This is a genomic window from Pseudomonas algeriensis (assembly GCF_048847255.1).
Classification (GTDB): Bacteria; Pseudomonadota; Gammaproteobacteria; order Pseudomonadales; family Pseudomonadaceae; genus Aquipseudomonas.
Genome location: NZ_JBKKRK010000007.1, coordinates 285,541 through 306,079, shown reverse-complemented (window position 1 = coordinate 306,079; position 20,539 = coordinate 285,541). Strand labels below are relative to the sequence as shown.

20 protein-coding genes are annotated in these 20,539 nt (G+C 62.1%); 11 read left to right on the top strand and 9 right to left on the bottom strand.

The features are described from left to right. Positions 1–41: 41 nt before the first annotated feature. Both ACLK1G_RS13790 and ACLK1G_RS13785 read right to left on the bottom strand, forming a co-directional pair. A complete protein-coding gene (locus tag ACLK1G_RS13790; RefSeq protein ID WP_420765913.1) occupies positions 42–767 on the bottom strand; it encodes a ferritin-like domain-containing protein in 726 nt (241 codons plus the stop codon). After that, positions 764–1,939 (bottom strand): hypothetical protein, encoded by a 1,176-nt coding sequence (locus tag ACLK1G_RS13785; protein ID WP_420765912.1) that lies wholly within the window; start codon positions 1,937–1,939, stop codon positions 764–766. Before ACLK1G_RS13785 ends, ACLK1G_RS13790 begins: the two co-directional genes overlap by 4 nt. 295 nt (positions 1,940–2,234) lie before the next feature. Here ACLK1G_RS13785 and ACLK1G_RS13780 point away from each other — a divergent pair, with 295 nt between their 5' ends. From ACLK1G_RS13780 to ACLK1G_RS13765, 4 genes are all read left to right on the top strand, one after another. After that, positions 2,235–2,918 (top strand): SOS response-associated peptidase family protein, encoded by a 684-nt coding sequence (locus ACLK1G_RS13780; protein ID WP_420765911.1) that lies wholly within the window; start codon positions 2,235–2,237, stop codon positions 2,916–2,918. A 114-nt stretch (positions 2,919–3,032) separates the two neighbouring features. Then, entirely contained in the window at positions 3,033–3,413 is a 381-nt protein-coding gene (locus ACLK1G_RS13775) for a RidA family protein (RefSeq protein WP_420765910.1), read from the top strand. Between the two features lie 535 nt (positions 3,414–3,948). Next, positions 3,949–4,284, top strand: coding sequence for a DUF6124 family protein (locus ACLK1G_RS13770; RefSeq protein ID WP_420765909.1), 336 nt, complete (start codon positions 3,949–3,951; stop codon positions 4,282–4,284). A 243-nt stretch (positions 4,285–4,527) separates the two neighbouring features. Further along, the gene (locus ACLK1G_RS13765; RefSeq protein ID WP_420765908.1) at positions 4,528–6,291 is read left to right on the top strand and encodes an L-lactate permease; all 1,764 of its coding nucleotides are present in this window, start codon (positions 4,528–4,530) and stop codon (positions 6,289–6,291) included. Between the two features lie 85 nt (positions 6,292–6,376). Here the strand turns inward: ACLK1G_RS13765 and ACLK1G_RS13760 are convergent, their stop codons facing one another. Beyond that, on the bottom strand, positions 6,377–6,712 hold the full coding sequence (locus ACLK1G_RS13760) for a hypothetical protein (protein WP_420765907.1): 336 nt from the start codon (positions 6,710–6,712) through the stop codon (positions 6,377–6,379). A gap of 248 nt (positions 6,713–6,960) precedes the next feature. On the opposite strand from ACLK1G_RS13760, the gene ACLK1G_RS13755 reads away from it, so the two are divergent. After that, positions 6,961–7,617, top strand: coding sequence for a polysaccharide lyase family 7 protein (locus ACLK1G_RS13755; protein WP_420765906.1), 657 nt, complete (start codon positions 6,961–6,963; stop codon positions 7,615–7,617). Between the two features lie 18 nt (positions 7,618–7,635). Here ACLK1G_RS13755 and ACLK1G_RS13750 read toward each other — a convergent pair whose 3' ends face one another. The 3 genes from ACLK1G_RS13750 to ACLK1G_RS13740 form a co-directional block, all read right to left on the bottom strand. Then, a complete protein-coding gene (locus ACLK1G_RS13750; protein ID WP_420765905.1) occupies positions 7,636–8,868 on the bottom strand; it encodes a nucleoside permease in 1,233 nt (410 codons plus the stop codon). 251 nt (positions 8,869–9,119) lie between these two features. Next, positions 9,120–10,199 carry a sugar phosphate isomerase/epimerase family protein gene (locus tag ACLK1G_RS13745; protein WP_420765904.1) on the bottom strand — a complete coding sequence of 360 codons (1,080 nt, stop codon included), beginning with the start codon at positions 10,197–10,199 and terminating at the stop codon, positions 9,120–9,122. Continuing rightward, positions 10,196–11,371: a Gfo/Idh/MocA family protein gene (locus ACLK1G_RS13740; RefSeq protein WP_420765903.1), complete on the bottom strand. Its 1,176-nt coding sequence runs from the start codon at positions 11,369–11,371 to the stop codon at positions 10,196–10,198. Before ACLK1G_RS13740 ends, ACLK1G_RS13745 begins: the two co-directional genes overlap by 4 nt. A 174-nt stretch (positions 11,372–11,545) precedes the next feature. Between ACLK1G_RS13740 and ACLK1G_RS13735 the strand changes: the two genes are divergently transcribed. The 4 genes from ACLK1G_RS13735 to ACLK1G_RS13720 all read left to right on the top strand — a co-directional run bounded on the left by ACLK1G_RS13735 (position 11,546) and on the right by ACLK1G_RS13720 (position 16,092). Continuing rightward, a complete protein-coding gene (locus ACLK1G_RS13735) occupies positions 11,546–12,556 on the top strand; it encodes a LacI family DNA-binding transcriptional regulator (protein ID WP_420765928.1) in 1,011 nt (336 codons plus the stop codon). Positions 12,557–12,651: 95 nt separating this feature from the next. After that, complete coding sequence (locus ACLK1G_RS13730; RefSeq protein ID WP_420765902.1) at positions 12,652–13,605, top strand: TAXI family TRAP transporter solute-binding subunit; 954 nt, start codon at positions 12,652–12,654, stop codon at positions 13,603–13,605. A 79-nt stretch (positions 13,606–13,684) separates the two neighbouring features. Next, positions 13,685–15,712, top strand: coding sequence for a TRAP transporter permease (locus ACLK1G_RS13725; RefSeq protein ID WP_420765901.1), 2,028 nt, complete (start codon positions 13,685–13,687; stop codon positions 15,710–15,712). Continuing rightward, positions 15,709–16,092 carry a DUF1850 domain-containing protein gene (locus ACLK1G_RS13720; RefSeq protein ID WP_420765900.1) on the top strand — a complete coding sequence of 128 codons (384 nt, stop codon included), beginning with the start codon at positions 15,709–15,711 and terminating at the stop codon, positions 16,090–16,092. Before ACLK1G_RS13725 ends, ACLK1G_RS13720 begins: the two co-directional genes overlap by 4 nt. A gap of 4 nt (positions 16,093–16,096) precedes the next feature. Here ACLK1G_RS13720 and ACLK1G_RS13715 read toward each other — a convergent pair whose 3' ends face one another. Continuing rightward, positions 16,097–16,714 (bottom strand): TetR/AcrR family transcriptional regulator, encoded by a 618-nt coding sequence (locus ACLK1G_RS13715; protein ID WP_420765899.1) that lies wholly within the window; start codon positions 16,712–16,714, stop codon positions 16,097–16,099. Between the two features lie 163 nt (positions 16,715–16,877). Here ACLK1G_RS13715 and ACLK1G_RS13710 point away from each other — a divergent pair, with 163 nt between their 5' ends. Next, on the top strand, positions 16,878–17,318 hold the full coding sequence (locus ACLK1G_RS13710) for a hotdog fold domain-containing protein (protein ID WP_420765898.1): 441 nt from the start codon (positions 16,878–16,880) through the stop codon (positions 17,316–17,318). 134 nt (positions 17,319–17,452) lie between these two features. On the opposite strand, the gene ACLK1G_RS13705 is transcribed toward ACLK1G_RS13710, so the two are convergent. Next, on the bottom strand, positions 17,453–18,541 hold the full coding sequence (locus ACLK1G_RS13705) for an SMP-30/gluconolactonase/LRE family protein (protein WP_420765897.1): 1,089 nt from the start codon (positions 18,539–18,541) through the stop codon (positions 17,453–17,455). Between the two features lie 286 nt (positions 18,542–18,827). Here ACLK1G_RS13705 and ACLK1G_RS13700 point away from each other — a divergent pair, with 286 nt between their 5' ends. Then, a complete protein-coding gene (locus tag ACLK1G_RS13700; protein ID WP_420765896.1) occupies positions 18,828–19,790 on the top strand; it encodes an EamA family transporter in 963 nt (320 codons plus the stop codon). Between the two features lie 105 nt (positions 19,791–19,895). Here ACLK1G_RS13700 and ACLK1G_RS13695 read toward each other — a convergent pair whose 3' ends face one another. Next, positions 19,896–20,534 (bottom strand): Vgb family protein, encoded by a 639-nt coding sequence (locus ACLK1G_RS13695; RefSeq protein ID WP_420765895.1) that lies wholly within the window; start codon positions 20,532–20,534, stop codon positions 19,896–19,898. Between the last annotated feature and the right edge of the window lie 5 nt (positions 20,535–20,539).

Sequence of the window (20,539 nt, the reverse complement as noted above, 5' to 3'; positions counted from 1 at the left end):
CCACCCCGGGTCAACCAGGGTGGAGCCAGTTACAAGCAAGCTCAGCTCACTTGCGCAAGCAGGTCTTGCTTGATGAAGTTGCGCACCGTGGCCAAGTGCGTTTCCTCCTGTTCCAGCGCATGGCCGAAGCGCTTGGCGATCAGCGGATGACCACCCTTGTGCGCCAGCTCGATCAGCAGTTCCCAAGCCGCGTTGTCTTCCAGTTCGATGGTCAGGATCGCGCTCATCGATTGCGAGACGGTTGTGCGTGGGTCAGTCAATACTTGCAGCACGCCCATGGCCTTGACGCCCGCCACGTCCGCGCAAGGCGTCATGGCCGTCGGGTCGCCGCCGAGGGTTTCGATAGCTTCGCGCACAATGTTCATGTGCTCCAGTTCCTCGGCCTGGATCTGACGCAAGGTTTCCACCAATGCTGGGTCGGCACCGGGCGCGGACGTGGCCTTGGCGACCATCGCCTCATACAGCCTCACGCCGGTGCGCTCGAAGGCCAGGCGTTCGCCGAGCTTGTCCAGCAACACTTCCGGCGCCTTGCCGATGGTCTTGTCCAACGCGGTCTTGACCATGCCTTTGACCGAGCCTGGCGCCGGCACCGAGCCTATCAGGTCGGCCTCGCGAATGGCGCGCTCGCGTTCGGCGGTGTAGTCGCTGATGTCGCCGGGCACGTCCGCCGGGAACAGTCGGGTGGCTTCCAGTTGGCGAGCCGTGTCCTCGGGAGACATCTGGGTGCCGGTACGATTCATGCCGATGGTGACTTGGCGTTCGCTCATTGCTGTTCTCCCACTGGGTTGAGTTCGGAGCCGGGCTTGAAGGTGTAGCCGGCCGAGGCGATGTTGGCGGGCACGCCTTCGCTGTTGAGCTGGGCGCGGTAGTCGAGGGACGCATGGCCTTCGCGCTCCTTGGGCACGTAGTCGATGCCATGGGCGCGCAGGTCGACTTCCCGGGACAACGTCTCGCGGACAAAATCGCGCTGGCTCTTGAAGGCAATCATGCGTGGCAGCGGACCGGCCAGGATTTCGGCGGGATCGCGCCGTTCGTGTTTCTTGAATAACTCGCAGGCCAGGTTCAAGTGGCCCAGTTCGTAGTCGAGGAAACGTTCCCACATCGCTTTGATGCGCGGGTTTTCTTCCTGCTCGGCGCAACTGGCGTAGGTGTAGACCTCCATCGCCTCATGCACCAGCCACTTCTCCATGAAGGATTCGCTGGGGTCCTGCAGCGAGCCGTACTGGGTGACGTGCTGTTCCTCCACCGAGGCAATCTCGGCGTACAACGCCCGTGCCACCGGGTCAGCGAACAGCGGGCCGATGTTCATGTAGTAATCGTGGGTCTGGTATTCCGCGCCGGTAATCAGCGCGGCATGGATTTTGGTGATCAGTGCGGCGCTGTCCTTCTGATAGTTGTCACGAAGGTCATCGCCGGGGGCGCGGTGGTGCTCGCTGGTGGGCCGGCCGGGCACGATGTCCGTGTAGCCTTGCAGGATGTTATTGGCGTCCTTGCCTTCCAGGCGATCAAGCATCGCGGCGTAACGGTAGAGGTGGTCGAAATCTTCCAGCAAACCGAAGCGGTATGTCTGCGCCTGGTAAGGATCCGGCTCGTTCTGGGCCACCGCGGCGGTGACTTCGATGGCGACCTGTTCGTAGGCCACGGTGGTTTCCAGGGGGGAATGATCCGCCGACAGCAACCAGTTGATGGCCGTCATCTGATGGTGTTCGGCACGCCTGACCTGAGCCAGGGGCAGTTGCAGCTCCTTGTGGAAACGCGCACCGAAATGCTTGAGGCGCAGGGCGTCGGACTCGACGCCGTTCATCAATATCACCCGCACACGGGTGAACGCATCGTCGTCCAGTTTGCTGATCGGTTTGCCGGCCAGCTCACGCCAGGTAAAGGTCTGCTTGTCGAGGGGCGTCCCTTTGTTATCCAGCAGATTATCGATTTTGGTCATGGGTCGATCTCCTTCATCAGAGGCCACGCGAAGCACCGTCGAAGCAACGGCGCTGGGGCACAAAACGAACGACCCTGGAGAAATGCGCAGCTCTCCACGCAGACGATGGGCGGTCGCATAAGTGGATGAATTGCCGCTTGATTTTCCGCTCATCAGGTCGGAACAAGGATTATCGAACCAAGGGCTGGCGCGCCGGCTCGGAGGTACATAACACCGCCGCAGCCCACCGCAAACGAAGCGGTCCCAGGGCTTTCACGGCGGGGGGTGTCGTACAAATCTGCCTGGAGTTTTCGCGATGTGTGAATGTTTCGTTCAGCCTGTTTCTTCCAAGGATTCCCTGGCGTTCTTTGCCCAGCGCGAGCCCTTCGGCGCCAACCAATCAAGCTTGTCCGCCGACAGCCTTCACGCCGCGGCGGCTCCCGCGCTTCATGACCGACAAAGCGTGATCAAGCCGAACATGCAGGTCAGCGCCATCCGCAACCGTGGCGGGCGCCTGGAAAGCATCAAGGTGCGCTGGGGGTGGTCGCCCGTCTGGTCGATGGGCACGATGCCGCCCTTGACCCACCTGCCCTTGCACCTGGTGATGCGCTCCAAAGTGTTTGACCGGATCAAGCGCGACGGCCGCGTCCTGGTAGCGGTGGACGGCTGGTATGAAGCCGCCTCGGACACCATCGCGCCCGCCCAGGCCAACCGCCTGAGCTATACGACTTCGCGGCAGTCGTCGCCCATCTTTCTCGCCGCCCTGGCCCAGGCCAGTGAAACGCCCAACGGTTGCGACGGGCTGGCCTTGGTGACTTATGGCGACATAGCCAATCAACAGCAGCGACTGCTGGCCTTCACTGGCGAAAACGCCCTCCAGTGGTTGCGCCCTGACCTGGATTGGGAACAGGCACGACACATGGCCGCGCACGTGGCCGTCGACGAACCGCAACTGGAGCACGTGCTGGCCGCCAAGCGGATGGTCCAGGGTCGCCGGTGACCGTTATCCGCCCCAGTTGCGGAAATCGCTGACAGCTCGATAATCGGCGCTAAACTGGCGGGCCAGTCGCTTTGAAGTGACTGGCCTTTTTTCTTTTACGAGCAAGAGACTTCCATGGCGAACCCAGACATCACGTTCACTCCCGACCCGGACACGGACTCCATCTCATCCGACGTCGCCGGCTTCGGCGGCCTGCTGGTTTCCACGCAAATCCCCACCCGCGCCGACGGCAGCCTGGAACTGGGCGATATCACGGCGCAGAGCGAATGCACGTTGCAGGCACTCAAGACCGCGTTGGAACGCGCCGGCAGTTCCATGGACCGCGTGTTGCACCTGACCATCTACCTCACCGACATGGCCGACCGCGCGGCCTTCAACGAAGTCTACAAACGTTTTTTTGCCAAGCCCTGGCCCGTGCGCGCGGCTGTCGGCGTGGCGGCGTTGGCGGTTGAAGGGATGCGGGTGGAAGTGACGGCGATGGCGGCGAAGGGCTGAGCGGGCACGCCTCAAACAAGCGAGGTGCTTTTGTGGCGAGGGGATTTAGCGAAACGTCGCACCGCCCCGCTGGGTGGCGAAGCCGCCCCAAGATTTCTGCAATGGCAAAGAACTTGGGACTGCTGCGCAGTCCAGCGGGAGCAAGCTCCCTCGCCACGGGTTTTGGGTTAACCCAGATTCCTCGTCCAGCAGCGGGCCGTGTTTATCCGGTTGTAGGATCCTTCGGGTTCGGGCTACGTCGCCTTGCGCCCTTACCTACAACTACGCCAGAATCCGCCGGCTTGTGCGCCTTGGGGCCGGGCTTTACTGTTGCTCGGTCGCTGAAAATCAGCGATCGGGTTTGGTAGCCCGGCTTTTGACTTGGCGCATTGCACAGCTCTACAGGCCTTTATGGCATTTGTTATGGCGGTCATGCGCAGGGCGTCTTCGGACGCGCCGGTTGCCAGGTCACCGGTCTACCAACCCGCGTATGGCCGCCACCCTTCGTTTGGTAGCGAGAGTGGATGGCTCCTTTTTTCGACTTGGAGTTCCATCTATGTTCAAAGTAACCCCCAACCCTCCCGACACCGATCCAGCCGACTCGAAAGACTTCGACAAAGCCGCCGACCGCGCCCTCGACTTCTACCTCAAGCCCAAGTCCAGCCAATCGAAAACTGACCCAGGCCGGCTGTTCACCGTGAATGAAGGCATCGACACCGAAGCCCTGCTCGCCAACCTCAGCGAAACCCTCGCCTCGGCCGATGCCATGATCAACGACCTGGCGTTCGACCTGGACGGCTCGCGACGACACGTTGCCCTGGGCATCCTGCAGTTGATCGAACTGGGAGCGATGCTCGCCAACCGCGCGCTGGACAACGTCGAAGCGCGATAGCCGTTGCACATTCCCTTTGTGGCGAGGGGATTTAGCGAAACGTCGCACCGCCCCGCTGGGTGGCGAAGCCGCCCCAAGATTTCTGCAATGGCAAAGAACTTGGGACTGCTGCGCAGTCCAGCGGGGATAAATCCCCTCGCCACAAAGGGAGTCGCGGGCAATCCAGCGGCAAATCCCCGCCTATACTTCTCTGCCAATCCCCCCGGGGCCTGCGCTTCCAACAATAAAAAGCAGAGGTGGAACATGGTCTGGCAACAAGTCTACGATCCCTTCGGTAATGCGGTGCTGTCGACGTTCCTGGCGGCGGTCCCGGTGGTGGTGATGCTGGCGTCCCTGGCGTTCTTTCACGTCAAGGCACACCTGGCGGCGCTGTATGCCCTGGCCTCGGCGTTGCTCATCGCGATTTTCGCCTTCGGCATGCCCGCCGACATGGCCGGTTCAGCGGCCCTGTATGGCGCGGCCAACGGGCTGCTGCCCATCGGCTGGATCGTGCTCAACATTATCTTCCTGCACCGGCTGACCACCGAGAACGGTTCGTTCAAGGTCCTGCAGGATTCCCTGGCGCGCATCACCGATGACCGCCGCTTGCAGTTGCTGTTGATCGCCTTTTGTTTCGGCGCGTTTTTCGAAGGCGCGGCGGGTTTTGGCACGCCGGTGGCGGTAACCGGGGCGATCCTGATCGGGCTGGGCTTTTCGCCGCTGGCCGCCTCGGGCCTGGCATTGATCGCCAACACCGCTCCCGTGGCCTTCGGCGCCCTGGGCACGCCGATCATCACGCTGGCCAAGGTCACCGGCCTGGATGAAATGGAACTGTCGATGATGGTCGGCCGACAATTGCCGTTCTTCTCGGTGATCGTACCGTTCTGGCTGATCTGGGCGTTCGCCGGCTGGCGCAAGATGCTTGAAGTATGGCCCGCAATCCTGGTGGCCGGGGTCAGCTTCGCTATCCCGCAGTTTCTGGTGTCGAACTACCACGGGCCGATGCTGGTGGACGTGATTGCCGCGCTGATATCCATGGCCTGCCTGGCCGGGTTTCTCAAAATCTGGAAACCGGCCACGATTCACACCTCGGCGGCGCTGACCGGCCGGCACGACGACTCGAAGATCGACGCCAGCGAACAACAAACACCAGTGGCCAGCGCCGCGTTTTCCAATGACGCTCGACCCGCCGTGCTGCGCGCCTGGATGCCGTGGATCATCCTCACGGTGTTCGTATTCGCCTGGGGCACCCAGGGCTTCAAGAACATTTTCGACACCCGCCCGACCATCGACCCGCAGACGCAATCGGCCAGGCTCGCCCCCCAAGGCAAGCCGATGCGCGAGGCGAATCCGATCTTCTCGCCGCTGTTGACCTTCGGCACCATCCACCAACAGATCGAAAAAGTCCCGCCCGTGGTGCCCCAGCCTAAAACCGAGGAAGCGGTCTACAAGTTCAACTGGTTCACCGCCACCGGCAGTGGCATCTTCCTGGCGGCAATCGTGGGAGGCCTGCTGATGGGTTATTCCATCCCGCAACTGGTGCGCCAATACCTGCGAACGCTCTGGGTGGTGCGCTATTCGCTGATCACCATCGTGGCGATGCTGGCGTTGGGTTTCCTCACGCGTTATTCGGGCCTGGACGCCACCATGGGCCTGGCGTTCGCCGCGACGGGCATCTTCTATCCGATGTTCGGCACCCTGCTGGGCTGGCTTGGCGTGGCGCTGACCGGTTCGGACACCGCTTCCAACGTGCTGTTCGGCGGTCTGCAGCGGGTCACGGCGGAACAGCTGGGGATCAGCCCGGTGCTGATGGCTGCCGCGAACAGTTCAGGCGGGGTGATGGGCAAGATGGTCGACGCCCAGTCGATCGTGGTCGCTTCCACCGCGACACGGTGGTACGGCCACGAAGGAGAAATCCTGCGCTACGTGTTTTTCCACTCGGTGGTACTGGCGATTCTGGTGGGCGGGTTGGTGACATTGCAGGCGTATGTGGCGCCGTTCAGTCACATGGTGGTGGGAGGACGCTGAAAGAGGAGGCATGATCGGGGGCTGTTGTGGCGAGGGGATTCATCCCCTCGCCACAGGTAAGCTCGCCTACCTTTAACGCTTGGGTTTACTGAACGTTCTTCAGCTTGACCACATCACCGGAAACTGAAGTCGTGTAACCGGTCAGGACCCAGGCCCAGAACCAGTTTTCCTGGACTTGGGTGTTGATCATGGCGTCGCCGCCCTTGGCCTGGATCGCTGCGTTCTGGGCGCGCACGAAACGGTTGTTCTGGCGAATCGGGATCACGCCGAACAGCAGCAGGCCGGTGGCCTTGGCTTCACTGTGACCGACGACGGTGTATTGGCTGCTGTCGTATTGCTGGGTCTTCATCGGGGTGCCGGTGCAACCCGCCAGGACCAGGCCGAACAGTGCGCAGGCGACAACTTTGCTGAGGTGGTTCATTTGACGCTCCATGGGAAAACGCCCGGGATCCATCTCTCGGGCGGCGCGTACTCTACCCGATCAGCAACAAAATGACACAGGATTACCTGCCCGGTTTTTCGGCCTGAGGGGCTTATCACAGAGCCATCCGTCAGGTACGCCTCCAGCGAAACAGACCCTCGTCGATAACATCAAGACTACGCCACGGAAGGCTGTTTTTTGTCTTGACGGCCGCCAGATAGCGGCCGGTCCCGTTGGAGGGTTTCATCATGATTGACGTGACGGTCTGGAGCGTCACCCTGCCGGTGCAAACGCCCGCGCAGGTCGTGGCGACCAAAGCCATGCCGAGTTTGAAAAACAAGTATTTCGACAATAACGGCCAGAGGATTGTCTTCTGGGCCCCCGTCACCGGCTCTCATACCGGTAACAGCGATTACCCGCGCTCAGAACTGCGGGAAACCAGCCGGGACGGGAAACACCGCAACTGGCGCTACAACAGTGGCGTCAACACCCTCAAGGGTGAATTGACGGTCAACCAGGTGCCTTCGGAAGGCCGTGTAGTGGTGGCGCAGATTCACGCCAAGAATGCGCCGACGCCGTTGTTGAAACTGGTTTACCGCTATGCAAAGGGCACCGGCAACATTGACGTGGAATACCGGGTCAAGCCCAAGGACAAGAAAAGCCCGGTGATCTACACCGTGCCCAAGGTGCCGTTGAACAAGTCCTTCTCCTATACGCTGCAGATGGACAAGCAAGGCCAGCTCTCGGTGCTGATCGGCAACAGTGGCAAAAAGGTGAAGCTCGACAAGTCCTGGTACGGCTACGACTTCTATTTCAAGGCCGGCGTCTACACGCTGGACAACAAGGGTTACTCCAACGAAGGCGGGAAAGTGACGTACACCAAGCTGAGCGTCAGTCACAAGTGACTGACGTTCTGCCCTTGCTCATGCCTCGGACGGTGCCACGACCCCTTGCCGACCACTGAAGGTCAGCAGGAAACACACGAATACCACCAGCGCAAAACCGGCCGGGAACAGCCAGATGCTTTTCCAATCGTGCCCGCCTGCCACGACAAAGTGATCGGTCACCTGCCCCGCCACCCAGAAACCGATCAACATCCCCACGCCATAGGTCGCCAGGGTAATCAAGCCCTGGGCCGAGCTGCGCAGGTGTTTGGGCGCCTTGGCATCGGTGTAGATCTGCCCCGAGACAAAGAAGAAGTCGTAGCAGATGCCGTGCAGGGCGATGCCGATGAACAGCATGAATGCCAGCTCACCGTTATCGCCATAGGCAAACAACACGTAGCGCAACGCCCACGCCAGCATGCCCACCAGCAACGCCAACTTGATGCCGAAGCGCTGGATGAACAGCGGCAACAGCAACATGAACAGCACCTCGGAGACTTGCCCGATGGCCATTTTCGCCGTCGGGTTGGTCATCCCGGTTTCGGCCAGGAACGGGTTGGCGTTCTGGTAATAAAACGCCAAGGGAATGCAGATCAGGATCGAGGCGATGAAGAACACCAGGTAGCTGCGATCCTTAAGCAGGCCCAACGCATCGAGCCCCAGGGACTGCTTGATGCCGCGGGTGCTCGCCTGCTCCTTGAGCGGTGCCGTGGCGGGCAGCGTGAAGCTGTAGAGCCCGAGGACCAGCGAAGCGACCGCGGCCATCAGGAAAGTATTGCGCAGGCCGCCCGCTGAGATCGACTCGCGCGAATCCCAGGCGAACGCATAGCTGATCACCACGCAGGCGAGGATCCAACCGAGGGTGCCCCAGACTCGAATCCGCGAGAATTCCAGCGCGGGGTCGCGCATCTGCCGGAAGGCCACGGAATTGACCAGGGCCAACGTCGGCATGTAGATCACCATATAAGCCAGCACGAACGGGTAGAACGCGCTGAAGTCCACCGCCGAATACAACCGGTACAACAAGACCGCGCCCACCAGGTGCAACACCGCCAGGATGCGCTCGGCGTTGAAGTAGCGATCGGCGATCAGGCCGATCACGAACGGCGCGATGATCGCGCCCCAGGACTGGGTGGCGAAGGCCCTGCCGACCTGCTCGCCGCTGGCGCCCAGGGTGTTGGACAGGAACGTGCCGAGGGTGACGAACCAGCCACCCCAGATAAAGAATTGCAGGAACATCATCGTACTGAGGCGTGCGTACATCGTCGTCATGACCGTCACCGTCTTGTTGTTGTTTTTGTTGAAACAAAGTCGTGCGCTGCTGTTGCCGCCTGCTTTTTGTGGCCTGCTTTTGTGGCCTGCTTTTGTGGCGAGGGAGCTTGCTCCCGCTCGGCCGGTCCGACGCTTCGGGCGCAGCAGTCGTAAAACCAGGCAACGCGGTCTGCCTGGAACATTGTATTTGGGGCGGCTTCGCCACCCAGCGGGAGCAACCTCCCTCGCCACAAGGCTTCTGCGATCAGCCGCTACCCAGACAACCCCAACAACCGCCGATTGGATGCCTCATCCGCCGTGACCCCGGCAAAATCATCGAACGCCTTGGCCGTCCTGGTGATCATGTGCCGCTGGATAAACGCCGCGCCTTCGGCCGCCCCCTGTTGCGAATCCTTCAGGCAGCATTCCCATTCCAGAACCGCCCAGCCGTCGAAGCCGTATTGGGTCAGCTTGCTGAAAATCGCCTTGAAGTCGATCTGCCCATCGCCCAGGGAACGGAACCGGCCGGGGCGGTCCACCCAGCCCTGGTAGCCGCCATATACACCGGAGCGGGCGTCGGGGCGGAATTCGGCGTCCTTGACGTGGAACATCCGGATGCGCCCGTGGTAGCGGTCGATAAAGCCCAGGTAGTCCATCTGTTGCAGCAGCAGGTGGCTGGGGTCGTAGAGAATGGCGGCCCGTGGATGATGATCGACGGCTTGCAGGAAGCGCTCGAACGAGGCGCCGTCATGCAGGTCTTCGCCAGGGTGGATCTCGTAGCACAGGTCCACGCCGGCCGCGTCGAAGCAGTCCAGGATCGGCAGCCAGCGCCGGGCCAGTTCGGCGAAACCTTGCTCGACCAGTCCTGTGGGCCGCTGCGGCCACGGGTACATGTAGGGCCACAACAAAGCTCCGGAAAACGTCGCGTGCGCCTTCAGGCCCAGGCGCTGGCTGGCGCGAGCCGCCAGTTTCAATTGCTCGATGGCCCACTCGGTGCGCGCCTGGGGCTGGCCGCGCAGGTGGGCCGGGGCGAAGTCATCGAACAGCGCGTCGAACGCCGGATGCACCGCCACCAGTTGCCCTTGCAGATGCGTCGACAACTCGCTGATCTCGACGCCGGCCGCCGCGCAGGTGGCCGTGAGTTCATCGCAATAATCCTGGCTCTCGGCGGCCCGGGCCAGGTCGATGTAACGCGTGCCCAGGGTCGGCAATTGGATGGCCTTGTAGCCTTGCGAGGCGGCCCACCGGGCGATGTCCGCCAGGGTATCGAACGGCGCTTCATCGGACATGAACTGCGCCAGGAAGATCGCCGGCCCGCGCAGGCCGCCTGGTGTTTGGTCGTGTGTATTCACAGCTGCGACTCTCCGGTTTCCAGCGCGGTCCACTTTGTGTCGCCCCGGTGATTGATGAGGGCCGCCTCGATAAACGCCATGCCGCGCAAACCGGTCTCGATGCCGGGTACGCCAGGAACGTCCGGCCCTTCCACCCGCGCCCGAATGGCCTGGGCAAAATCGCCGTACAGGTTGGCCATCGCCTCCAGATAACCCTCTGGATGCCCCGCCGGCAGACGCATGCGCTGAGTCGCCGCCTCGCACAGCCAAGGCTGGCCGACACCCCCGCGCAGAATGCGCAGCGGTTGGTCGAAGGCGCGGTGGATCAGGCTCGACGGCTCTTCCTGGCGCCATTGCAGCGCGCCCTTGTCGCCATAGACGCGGATCTTCAGCGGGTTTTCTTCGCCGGTGCAGACCTGGCTGGCCAGCAACACGCCGGTGGCGCCGTCCTTCATCTTGAAGAGCATCGCTGCGTCATCGTCCAACTGCCGCCCCGGAACATGGGTGCCCAGGGTGGCGCAGAGTTGCTGGATGGGTTGGTCCGCGACGAACTCCGCCAGGGAAAACGCATGGGTGCCAATGTCGCCGATGCAACCGCCCAACCCGGACTGGGCCGGATCATCGCGCCACTCGGCCTGCTTGTTGCCTTGGGCGGCGACGTCCTGGCTGAGCCAGCCTTGGGGGTACTCGACGAATATTTTGCGCACCTTGCCGATCAGGCCTGAGCGAACCATTTCACGGGCCTGCCAGACCATCGGATAACCCAGGTAGGTGTGGGCCAGGCCGTAGAGGCAACGACTGCCTTGCAACACGTCCTTGAGGGCCAATATCTGCTTGAGGTTCAGCGCGGCGGGTTTCTCGCTGAACACGTGGAAACCGGCTTTCAACGCCTGGCTGGCAATCGGTGCATGGAGGTGATTGGGCGTGACGATCACCAGCAATTCCATGCGTTGGTCCAGCGGCAGCAACGCTTCAGCGTCGAGCATCTGCTGCCAGTCGTGGTAACAACGGGACGCGGCGAGCCCCAGGGCCGCACCGGTCTGTCGATTGTTGTGAGGGTCGCGGCTGAACGCGCCGCACACCAGCTCGAAACCGCCGTCCAGGCCCGCCGCCTGGCGATGGGCCTGGCCGATGAACGCACCCTCCCCACCGCCAACGAAGCCCATTCTTATTTTGGGTGCTACAGGATTCATCGCGACTCTCTTCTGTCCGGATCGTTGATGTAACCGGTTACATCATGACGGGAATCTAGGCTCGGTTTTGCCCCGTGTCAAACCCCTTGCATCGCCGATGAGCGTTTGTCAGCTATCGAACCTGCGGTAAGCTCGCGGTCATGCCTGTTTTCAAGGCGCCGAATCGAGGTGAATTTGTCCAATATCCGTGAAGTGGCCCGGCTGGCCGGCGTGTCGGTGGCAACCGTGTCCAGAGCACTCAAGTCCCCGGAGCGGGTGCTGCCCCAGACGCGGGACAAGGTCAACGCAGCCGTGCTGCAAGCCGGTTATCGACCGAACCTGATGGCGGTGCAGTTTCGCTCCCGACGTACCGGCAACCTGGTGATCCTGGTGCCGAAAATCGCCAACACTTTTTTCGCCCGGGTTATCAGCGGCGCCCAACAAGCGGCGCAAGCGGCCGGTTATCGGCTGCTGCTGTGCGACACCCAGGGCCGCGAAGCCATCGAGCAGCAATTCGCTGCCCTGGTCTACGCCCATCAGGCCGACGGCGTGATCCAATTGCGCGCCGGCGACCCCTTCGTCTCCCTGCCTCCCGGCACCGACGCGCTGCCGCTGGTCAACGCCTGCGAAGTGGTGAAGGACGCGCCCTACCCGACCATCAGCCTGGATAACCGCAGCGCGGCGCGCGCCATGACCGAGCACCTGATCGGGCTTGGCCACCGGCGCATCGGCATCATCAAAGGCCCGCGCAGCAGCCCTCTGACCCTGGACCGTGTGGCCGGTTACCAGGACGCCCTGCGCAACGCCGGTATCGCCCTTGCACCTGAACTGATCTGCCACGGGGATTTCACTCTCAAGGCCGGCTACGAAGGAGCCGGGACAATGCTCGCCTTGACCGAACGCCCCAGCGCGCTGTTCTGCGAGAACGACGAAATGGCCATCGGCGCGCTCAAGCGCATCAAGCAGACGGGGTTGCGGGTGCCCGAGGATATTTCCCTGGTGGGTTTTGACGACATTCCGTTTGCCGCGTATTGCGACCCGCCGTTGACGACCATCTCCCAACCGGCCGAAACCTTCGGCCAGAAAGCGGTGGACATGTTGATCGCCTTGATCGAGAACAAGCCCATCACCCAGCGACACGTGCGCCTACCGTTCGTGCTGACCGTGCGCGGCAGCAGCGCGGCCCCAGGCAGCCACCTTGTTTAATCCGACATACCGTTAACTGCCTATTCGCCATCAAGCACGTTTCGACTACAGTGGGGGGACTCTGCATAAAGCCATAACAAGACGGAGAGTTCCCAATGCGAGTCAACAAGCGCTTCACCTTCCTGGCCGCCGCCGCAGCCTTGGCGGTCACCACCGCCACTCATGCGGCTCCACCGGTGTTCATCAACATCCTGACCGGGGGCACCAGCGGAGTGTATTACCCGATCGGGGTAGGGCTTTCACAGATCTACAGCAACGGCATCGAGGGCTCCAAAACGTCGGTCCAGGCCACCAAGGCGTCGGTGGAGAACCTCAACCTGCTGCAAGCCGGGCGCGGGGAGCTGGCGCTGGCCTTGGGCGACTCGGTCGCCGATGCGAAAAACGGCGTGGAGGATGCCGGCTTCAAGGCACCGCTCACCAAACTGCGAGCGATTGCGGGCGCCTACCCCAATTACATCCAGATCGTTGCCAGCGAGGAATCGGGGATCAAGACCCTGGCAGACCTCAAGGGCAAAACCGTCTCCGTGGGCGCGGCTAAATCCGGCACCGAGCTCAACGCCCGGGCGATCTTCAAGGCGGCCGGCCTGACCTACAACGACATGAAGGTCCAATACCTGCCCTTCGCCGAGTCGGTCGACCTGATCAAGAACCGCCAACTGGACGCCACCCTGCAATCCTCTGGCCTGGGCATGGCGGCGATTCGTGACCTGGCGTCAACGATGAAGCTGAACTACGTGTCGATTCCCACCGACGTGGTGGACAAAATCGGCAACCCGGCCTACCAGAGCGCGATGATTCCCGCCAACACCTACGACGGCCAGGCTGAGGCCGTGCCCACCGTGGCCATCACCAATATCCTGGTGACACACAAGGATGTCCCGGATGAGGTGGCCTACCAAATGACCAAGCTGATGTTCGACAACCTCACCCGCCTGAGCACCTCCCATTCAGCGGCCAAGGACATCTCGCTGAAGAACGCCGCGAAAAACCTGCCGATCGCCCTGCACCCCGGTGCCGAGCGCTACTACAAGGAAGTGGGCGCGCTATAGCCCCTGGACTAGCAACGGCGCTCGGCGCCGTTGCAGCATTGCGTTTCGCATCCGCAAGTCGACAACAGGCAGGCATCTCATGAGTGAAGACCAGCACGGCATCGCCACGGACCCGCGGGACTGGCCCAAGACGCTGTTCTACGTGGCGTTGCTGTTTTCCATCTTTCAAATCATCACGGCAGCTTTTTCACCGGTTTCCAGCATTGTGTTGCGGGCGGTGCATGTGGGCTTTCTGCTGTGGGTGGTGTTTCTGAGCTACCCGGCCCACGGCAAGCAAAGGCCATGGCAACCCCTGGCCTGGGCGTTGGGGCTGGCGGGGATGGCCACGGCGCTCTATCAATGGGTGTTCGAGGCCGACCTGATCCAGCGCTCCGGCGACCTGACGACTGCCGACATGGTCGTCGGCGTCGTCCTGATCGTGCTGGTATTCGAGGCGGCGCGGCGGGTGATGGGCATCGCGCTGCCGATCATCTGCGGCCTGTTCCTGGCCTATGGCCTGTTCGGCGAACACCTGCCAGGCGACCTGGCCCATCGCGGCTACGGCGTCGATCAGCTCGTCAACCAACTGTCCTTCGGCACCGAAGGGCTCTACGGCACGCCGACCTACGTATCGGCCACCTACATTTTCCTGTTCATCCTGTTTGGCGCCTTCCTGGAAAAGGCCGGCATGATCAAGCTGTTCACCGATTTCGCCATGGGCCTGTTCGGTCACAAGCTTGGCGGTCCGGCGAAGGTGTCGGTGGTGTCATCGGCGCTCATGGGCACCATCACCGGCTCGGGTATCGCCAACGTGGTGACGACCGGGCAGTTCACCATTCCGCTGATGAAACGCTTTGGCTACAAGGCGGCGTTCGCCGGCGGCGTGGAAGCGACGTCGAGCATGGGCAGCCAGATCATGCCGCCGGTGATGGGCGCGGTGGCGTTCATCATGGCCGAGACCATCAACGTGCCGTTCGTGGAAATCGCCAAGGCCGCGTTGATTCCGGCGTGCCTGTATTTCGGCTCGGTGTTCTGGATGGTTCACCTGGAAGCCAAGCGCTCCGACCTCAAGGGCCTGCCCAAGGATCAATGCCCGAGCGCCTGGGGCGCGGTCAAGGAAAGCTGGTTCCTGCTGATCCCGCTGGGGGTGCTGGTGTACCTGCTGTTTTCCGGACGCACGCCGTTGTTTTCCGGCATGGTCGGGCTGGCATTGACGGCCATCGTGATTCTCGGCTCGGCGATCATTCTCAAAGTCTCGAGCTACGCCTTGCGCTGCGCCTTCTGGGTCGCGCTGGGCATTCTGTGCGTCGGATTCTTCCGGATGGGCATCGGCATCGTGTTCGCGGTGATCGGCGTGCTGGTGGTGGCTTGCTGGTTCATGAAAGGCACTCGGGAAACCCTGGTCATCTGCCTGCACGCATTGGTGGATGGCGCTCGGCACGCCGTTCCGGTGGGGATCGCCTGCGCCTTGGTCGGCACCATCATCGCGGTGGTGTCGCTGACAGGCGTGGCGTCCACCTTCGCCGGTTACATCCTGGCGATCGGCAAGGACAACCTGTTCCTGTCGCTGCTGCTGACCATGCTCACTTGCCTGGTGCTGGGCATGGGCATCCCGACCATTCCGAACTACATCATCACCAGTTCGATTGCAGCGCCCGCGCTCCTGGAATTGGGCGTGCCGCTGATCGTGTCGCACATGTTCGTGTTCTATTTCGGCATCCTCGCCGACCTGACCCCGCCCGTGGCCCTGGCCTGCTTCGCCGCCGCGCCCATTGCCCGGGAAAGCGGCCTGAAAATCAGCTTCTGGGCGGTGCGCATCGCCCTGGCAGGCTTCGTCATTCCGTTCATGACGGTGTACAACCCGGCGCTGATGCTCCAGGGCGACAACCTGTGGATGACCGCCTACATGCTGGTCAAGACGTTGCTGGCAATCGGCCTATGGGGCATGGCGTCTACCGGTTACATGCAACAGAAAATGCCCATTTGGGAGCGTCTGATGTGCTTCGCCGCCGGTGCATTGCTGGTGGTTGCCCTGCCGCTGACCGATGAAATCGGCTTCGCCCTGGGTGCGCTGTTGATCGGGCAACACCTCTGGCGCGCCCGGCGTGTCGGGCGGGCCTTGGCGTGATTGGCTTGTGCCTGGGCCTGTCCGGCGTGGTCTGGGCGCAACTTGAACTCAGCGAGTTTACGTTGGCGTGGAATCACACCATCGAGAAGATCCGCTGGGAGGAGGACTACCGGGTCAGCGAACAGGGCCTGATCCTGGGTGAGGCCAGGGTCAAGGGCAACGGCGCTGGGATGGAAACTCCCGAAGGCGCACGGCTGGAAAATGGCAGTTGGCGATATCACCGCGAACTGCCACCGCTGCAACCGTTGAAGCTCGGTCGCACGCCCCAGGCCGGTGATTATCAACTGTGTCATGCCGGCGTTTGCCAACCCATGGCGCACTGGCTGGGACCGCCCGATGCACAACAACCGGCCGTGGAATTGTGGAGCTGCCCGCAGTGATCGCTCAGTCAGCGCTGATGGAACGCCACGCCGCTTGCGCCAACAATTCCCGGTGAGCCTTCGGGCTGGAGGGCACCCGCCCCGCCAGCCATGCCCGGCAATAACTTTCAGACGCGCCGATGATCAACGAAAACATCAACTCGGCGGGATAGCGCTTGAGCGCCTCGCCCTGCTCTGCCGCGCTCAACCACTGCCAAAGCTGACCGTTACGTGAGGTGTTGCGGCTGGCGAGTTCGTCCTTGAACGGTCCCTTGGTCACCGCAAAGCGCGCGTGATACTGGAAACGCGCCCATTCGGGTTGGCTGTCCACCCAATCGACGTAGCTATGGATCAACGCCTGCACGCCCTGCTCGGCGGTGGTTGCTTCGGACAGATATTGCTCGCGCAAACGCGCCTGATCGTCCAGGGCGGTGAAGAACAGCGCCGCCACCAAGCCTTCCTTGTTGCCGAAATGATGGTAGATGGCACCGACGCTGGTCTGGCATTCGGTGCGGATCATTTCAATAGTGGTCGCCTCGATGCCCTGCTCGTTGAACAGCGCCAGGGCCTTGCGAAAGATATCGCGCTTGAGTTCAGCCCTTCTGCCGGGGAAGGCGCGTTCGAGTAGATCTGCTGTTTCCATGCTTGGCATAACCGGTTTTTTTGGATGGGACCGGGCACTGGCTGCCCGTGACGAAGTGGGCACAGCTTGACAGATTCGCCGCCGACAGAATACCGTTCCGTTACAGAATATTATTCTGTATTAGAACACTATTCCGTAACCCCACTTGTCAGCGAGGCTTCACATGAATCAGGTTCTCGGTATGTTCAACAGCGCAGGTCCGGATGCTTTCAGCAAAATGGCCTGTCAGATGGCACCGTACTTTTCCACTATCAACCCGCTGGTCACAGAGTTGCGCCAGGGCGCGGCGACCGTGCAGGTGCCGTTTCGCAAGGAAATCACCAATCACCTGGGCACCGTCCACGCCATCGCCATGTGCAACGCCGCCGAGCTGGCCGCCGGCATGATGACCAACGTTTCCATCCCCGACGGCGCCCGGTGGATTCCCAAAGGCATGACCGTGCAATACCTGGCCAAGGCCAAGAGCGACGTGACGGCGGTCGCGAACGGCGACGAGGTGGACTGGCAGACCGAAGGCGACAAGGTCGTGCCGGTGGACATTCATGACGCGCAGGGGAAGAAAGTATTCACGGCGCAGATCACCATGAACGTGAAGTTAGGTTGAAATCGAGGGCGTCGGGGACGCCCTTTGTCGATGAAAGCTAGATGTTCGTGGCGAGGGAGCTTGCTCCCGCTCGATTGCGCAGCAATCGCAATGGCAACTCAAGCCCCCAGCCAGTCATTGGTGGTGCCTGAGGGTCAGGCGAAGGTGGCTCCTCGGGTGTTCACGAACAGCGAGTACAGCGAGTGGCTGCCGGCCATGAACAGCCGGTTGCCTTCTCGCCCGCCGAAGCAGACGTTGGGGCAGCGTTCCGGCAACGAAATGTGCCCGATGGCCTTGCCCTCGGGATTGAATACCCGCACGCCGTCGAGTTTCTCCAGGTCGGCCTTGGGGTCGCCATTCCCGCCCCAACCGCACCAGAGGTTACCGCTCTCGTCGCACTTGATGCCGTCGATGGCCGCATAGTCGAGCCCTTCGATATGCTTGCGTCGCTCGCCCAGGGTGCCGTCGTCCTTGACCGTGATCGCCCAGACCAGACGGTTCGGCTTGGCCCGCCCTTCGACCACATAAAGGATTTTTTCATCCGGGGAAAAGCACAAGCCATTCGGCCCCGCCAAATCGTCGATCACCCGGCTGAGCTTGCCGGTCGCGCCGTCGATCCGGTACACCGCGTGGGGCTGCGCCGGGGTGACTTTATGCCCCTCATAGTTATTGCCGGTCTGGAACGGCGGGTCGGTGAACCAGATCGAGCCATCCCGCTTGCAGACGATGTCATTCGGCGAATTCAATGGCTTGCCGTCGAAACTGTCGGCCAGCACGGTGATGGTGCCGTTGTGTTCGGTACGGGTGATACGCCGCCCTTCGGTGGACGTGGTCGAGCCCTCACAGACCAGCAACCGTCCTTGGCGATCGCGGCACATGCCATTGGAGAAGTTCGAGTTCTCGCGGTACACCGACAAACCTCCGGTGACTTCGTCCCAACGCACGATGCGGTTGTTGGGGATGTCACTGACCAGCAGGTAACGACCGTCACCGATCCACACCGGCCCTTCCGCCCAGCGCAAGCCATCGGCGAGCTTCTCGACGCTGGCATTGAAGATGCGCAAGTCCATGAAGCTGGGGTCGAGGATATTGATCAGAGGGTCTGGATAGCGCTGGCTCAAAGGCGCGGCCTGGGCGAGCCCGGGAAGATTTCCCAGCGTCGCGGCGGCGGCCGAGACCACAAGGGATTTTTTCAGGAAAATCCGGCGCCCCTGATCGGCGGTTGCAGGTTGCGAAGCATCCATCGTACGTCTCCGTTAATTATTATTGGACGGGGAAGATTGTTTTACTCTCTGATAGGACATCGTACAAGGTGTAAAACATGGTGACATCATGGGACTTGCGGCCTGATGCTCGACGATGCGAAACCGCCTTGAACACGCCGGTATTACTGATCTGCACCGAATCAGGGTTTGCGCCAGGCTTGTTCGCTCCTGCCATATGGGGTAAAAATCCGACCCAGGTTGTACGACAACAAAATCAAAAAGCCCTTTGAAGGGCTTAATTCACTCCCCTTTGAGACGTCCTGCCATGACCCGCTCCACCGCCGCATCCAATACCCCTGTTCCCTTTCCCCGCCATATCGCCGTGCTTGTCCTGCTTTGCATGGGGTGCGCCTTTGCCGGCAACCATGTCGCCGCGCGGGCGGCGTTCGATGATGGCGCCGGCGTGCTCCTGGCGATCCTGCTGCGCTCGGGCGGAACGTTGCTGGTATTGGCGGCGATGGTGTTGTGGCAACGGCAAAGCCTTCGCTTGCCCGCCGGCGCCTGGCGCTGGCAGTTGCTGCTGGGCGTGCTGATCGGCGCCCAGAGTCTATGCCTGTATTCCGCCGTGGCCCGGGTTCCGGTGGCGCTGGCGCTATTGGTGGGCAACGTGTTCCCGATCCTCCTGGCCCTGTTGACCTGGGCCCTGGGCGGCCCGCGCCCCACCGCCCGGACGGCGGCACTGATGGGCATGATCCTGGTGGGCCTGGTGTTCGTGCTGGAAGTGCCGACGCGGTTAGCCTCCCAGGCAGACGTCGGCCCGCAGTGGCTGTTGGGGGTTGGCCTGGCCTTCTGCGCCGCGTGCGTCTTCGCTTGTGCGTTGTGGATCACCGATCACAAGTTGTCCCAGGTGCGCGGATCGGTGCGCAGCCTGCTGACGATTTTCATTGTGTTCAGCAGCGTCAACCTCGCCGGCCTGACCGGCGCCCTGCCCGGCGGCCTCGACCTGCCCGCCAGCAGCACCGGTTGGTTCGCGCTCGCCACCCTGGTGGTGCTTTATGGGACGGGGTTCATCGTTTTGTTCATGTGCGTGCCACGCCTGGACATGCCGCGCAACGCCCCGGTGATGAACATCGAGCCGCTGGCGACACTGTTGATCGGCTGGCTGGTACTGGACCAGATGCTCAACCCGGGGCAGATCCTGGGCGGCGCGATCGTGGTGACCGGCATCGTATTGCTGACCTGGCGCAAGGCCGAGCGGGTCAAGGCGCCGGTGGCTGCACACGATTGAACTGATTGACTGGCGCTCTAGTGCGTAGCAGGCCCAAAGAGTTTGGGCCCGCTGCGCGGCCCAGCGGGAGCAAGCTCCCTCGCCACGGGGGGCTGTGCAGGTCGTTCAATCTCGAGCCGGCCGACGCACCGCCCTTACCTTGCCGCTGCCACCCCCGCCGCAGAAAAATCGGTCCGCGCCGTCGGACTCCAGCCCCGACACGCCGGTCCCCGGCGGCATCGTCACGCTTTCCAGTACTTGCGCCGTTTGCGGATCGATACGCCGCAATTCGCTATCGTCGTTTTCCCAGGTGCCATGCCACAGCTCGCCATCGACCCAAGTCACGCCCGTGACGAAACGATTGGATTCGATCGTACGCACAATCCTGCCGTCGGCCGGATCGATCTGCAGGATCTTGCGCGCCTTGTACTGACCGACCCAGAGCGAACCTTCGGCCCAGGCCAGCCCGGAGTCATCGCCACTGTTGGGGGCCGGAATCGTCGCCAGTACCTGGCCAGTGCGCGGATCGATCTTGCGGATGCTGTCGCCGGCGATCTGGAACAGATGCTGGCCATCGAACGCGGTGCCGGCGTTCGCCGGGACGTCGAGGGTTTGCACGGTTTGGCCACTGGCGGGATCGAAGGCGTGAAGCTTTTCGCCCGAGGCGAACCAGACGCGCTCGCCGTCATGGCTCACGCCGTGGACGCAATCGACGCCAGGGAACGGGCCGTATTCACGCAGGATTTGTGCCTCTGAACGTTTCATCTCAC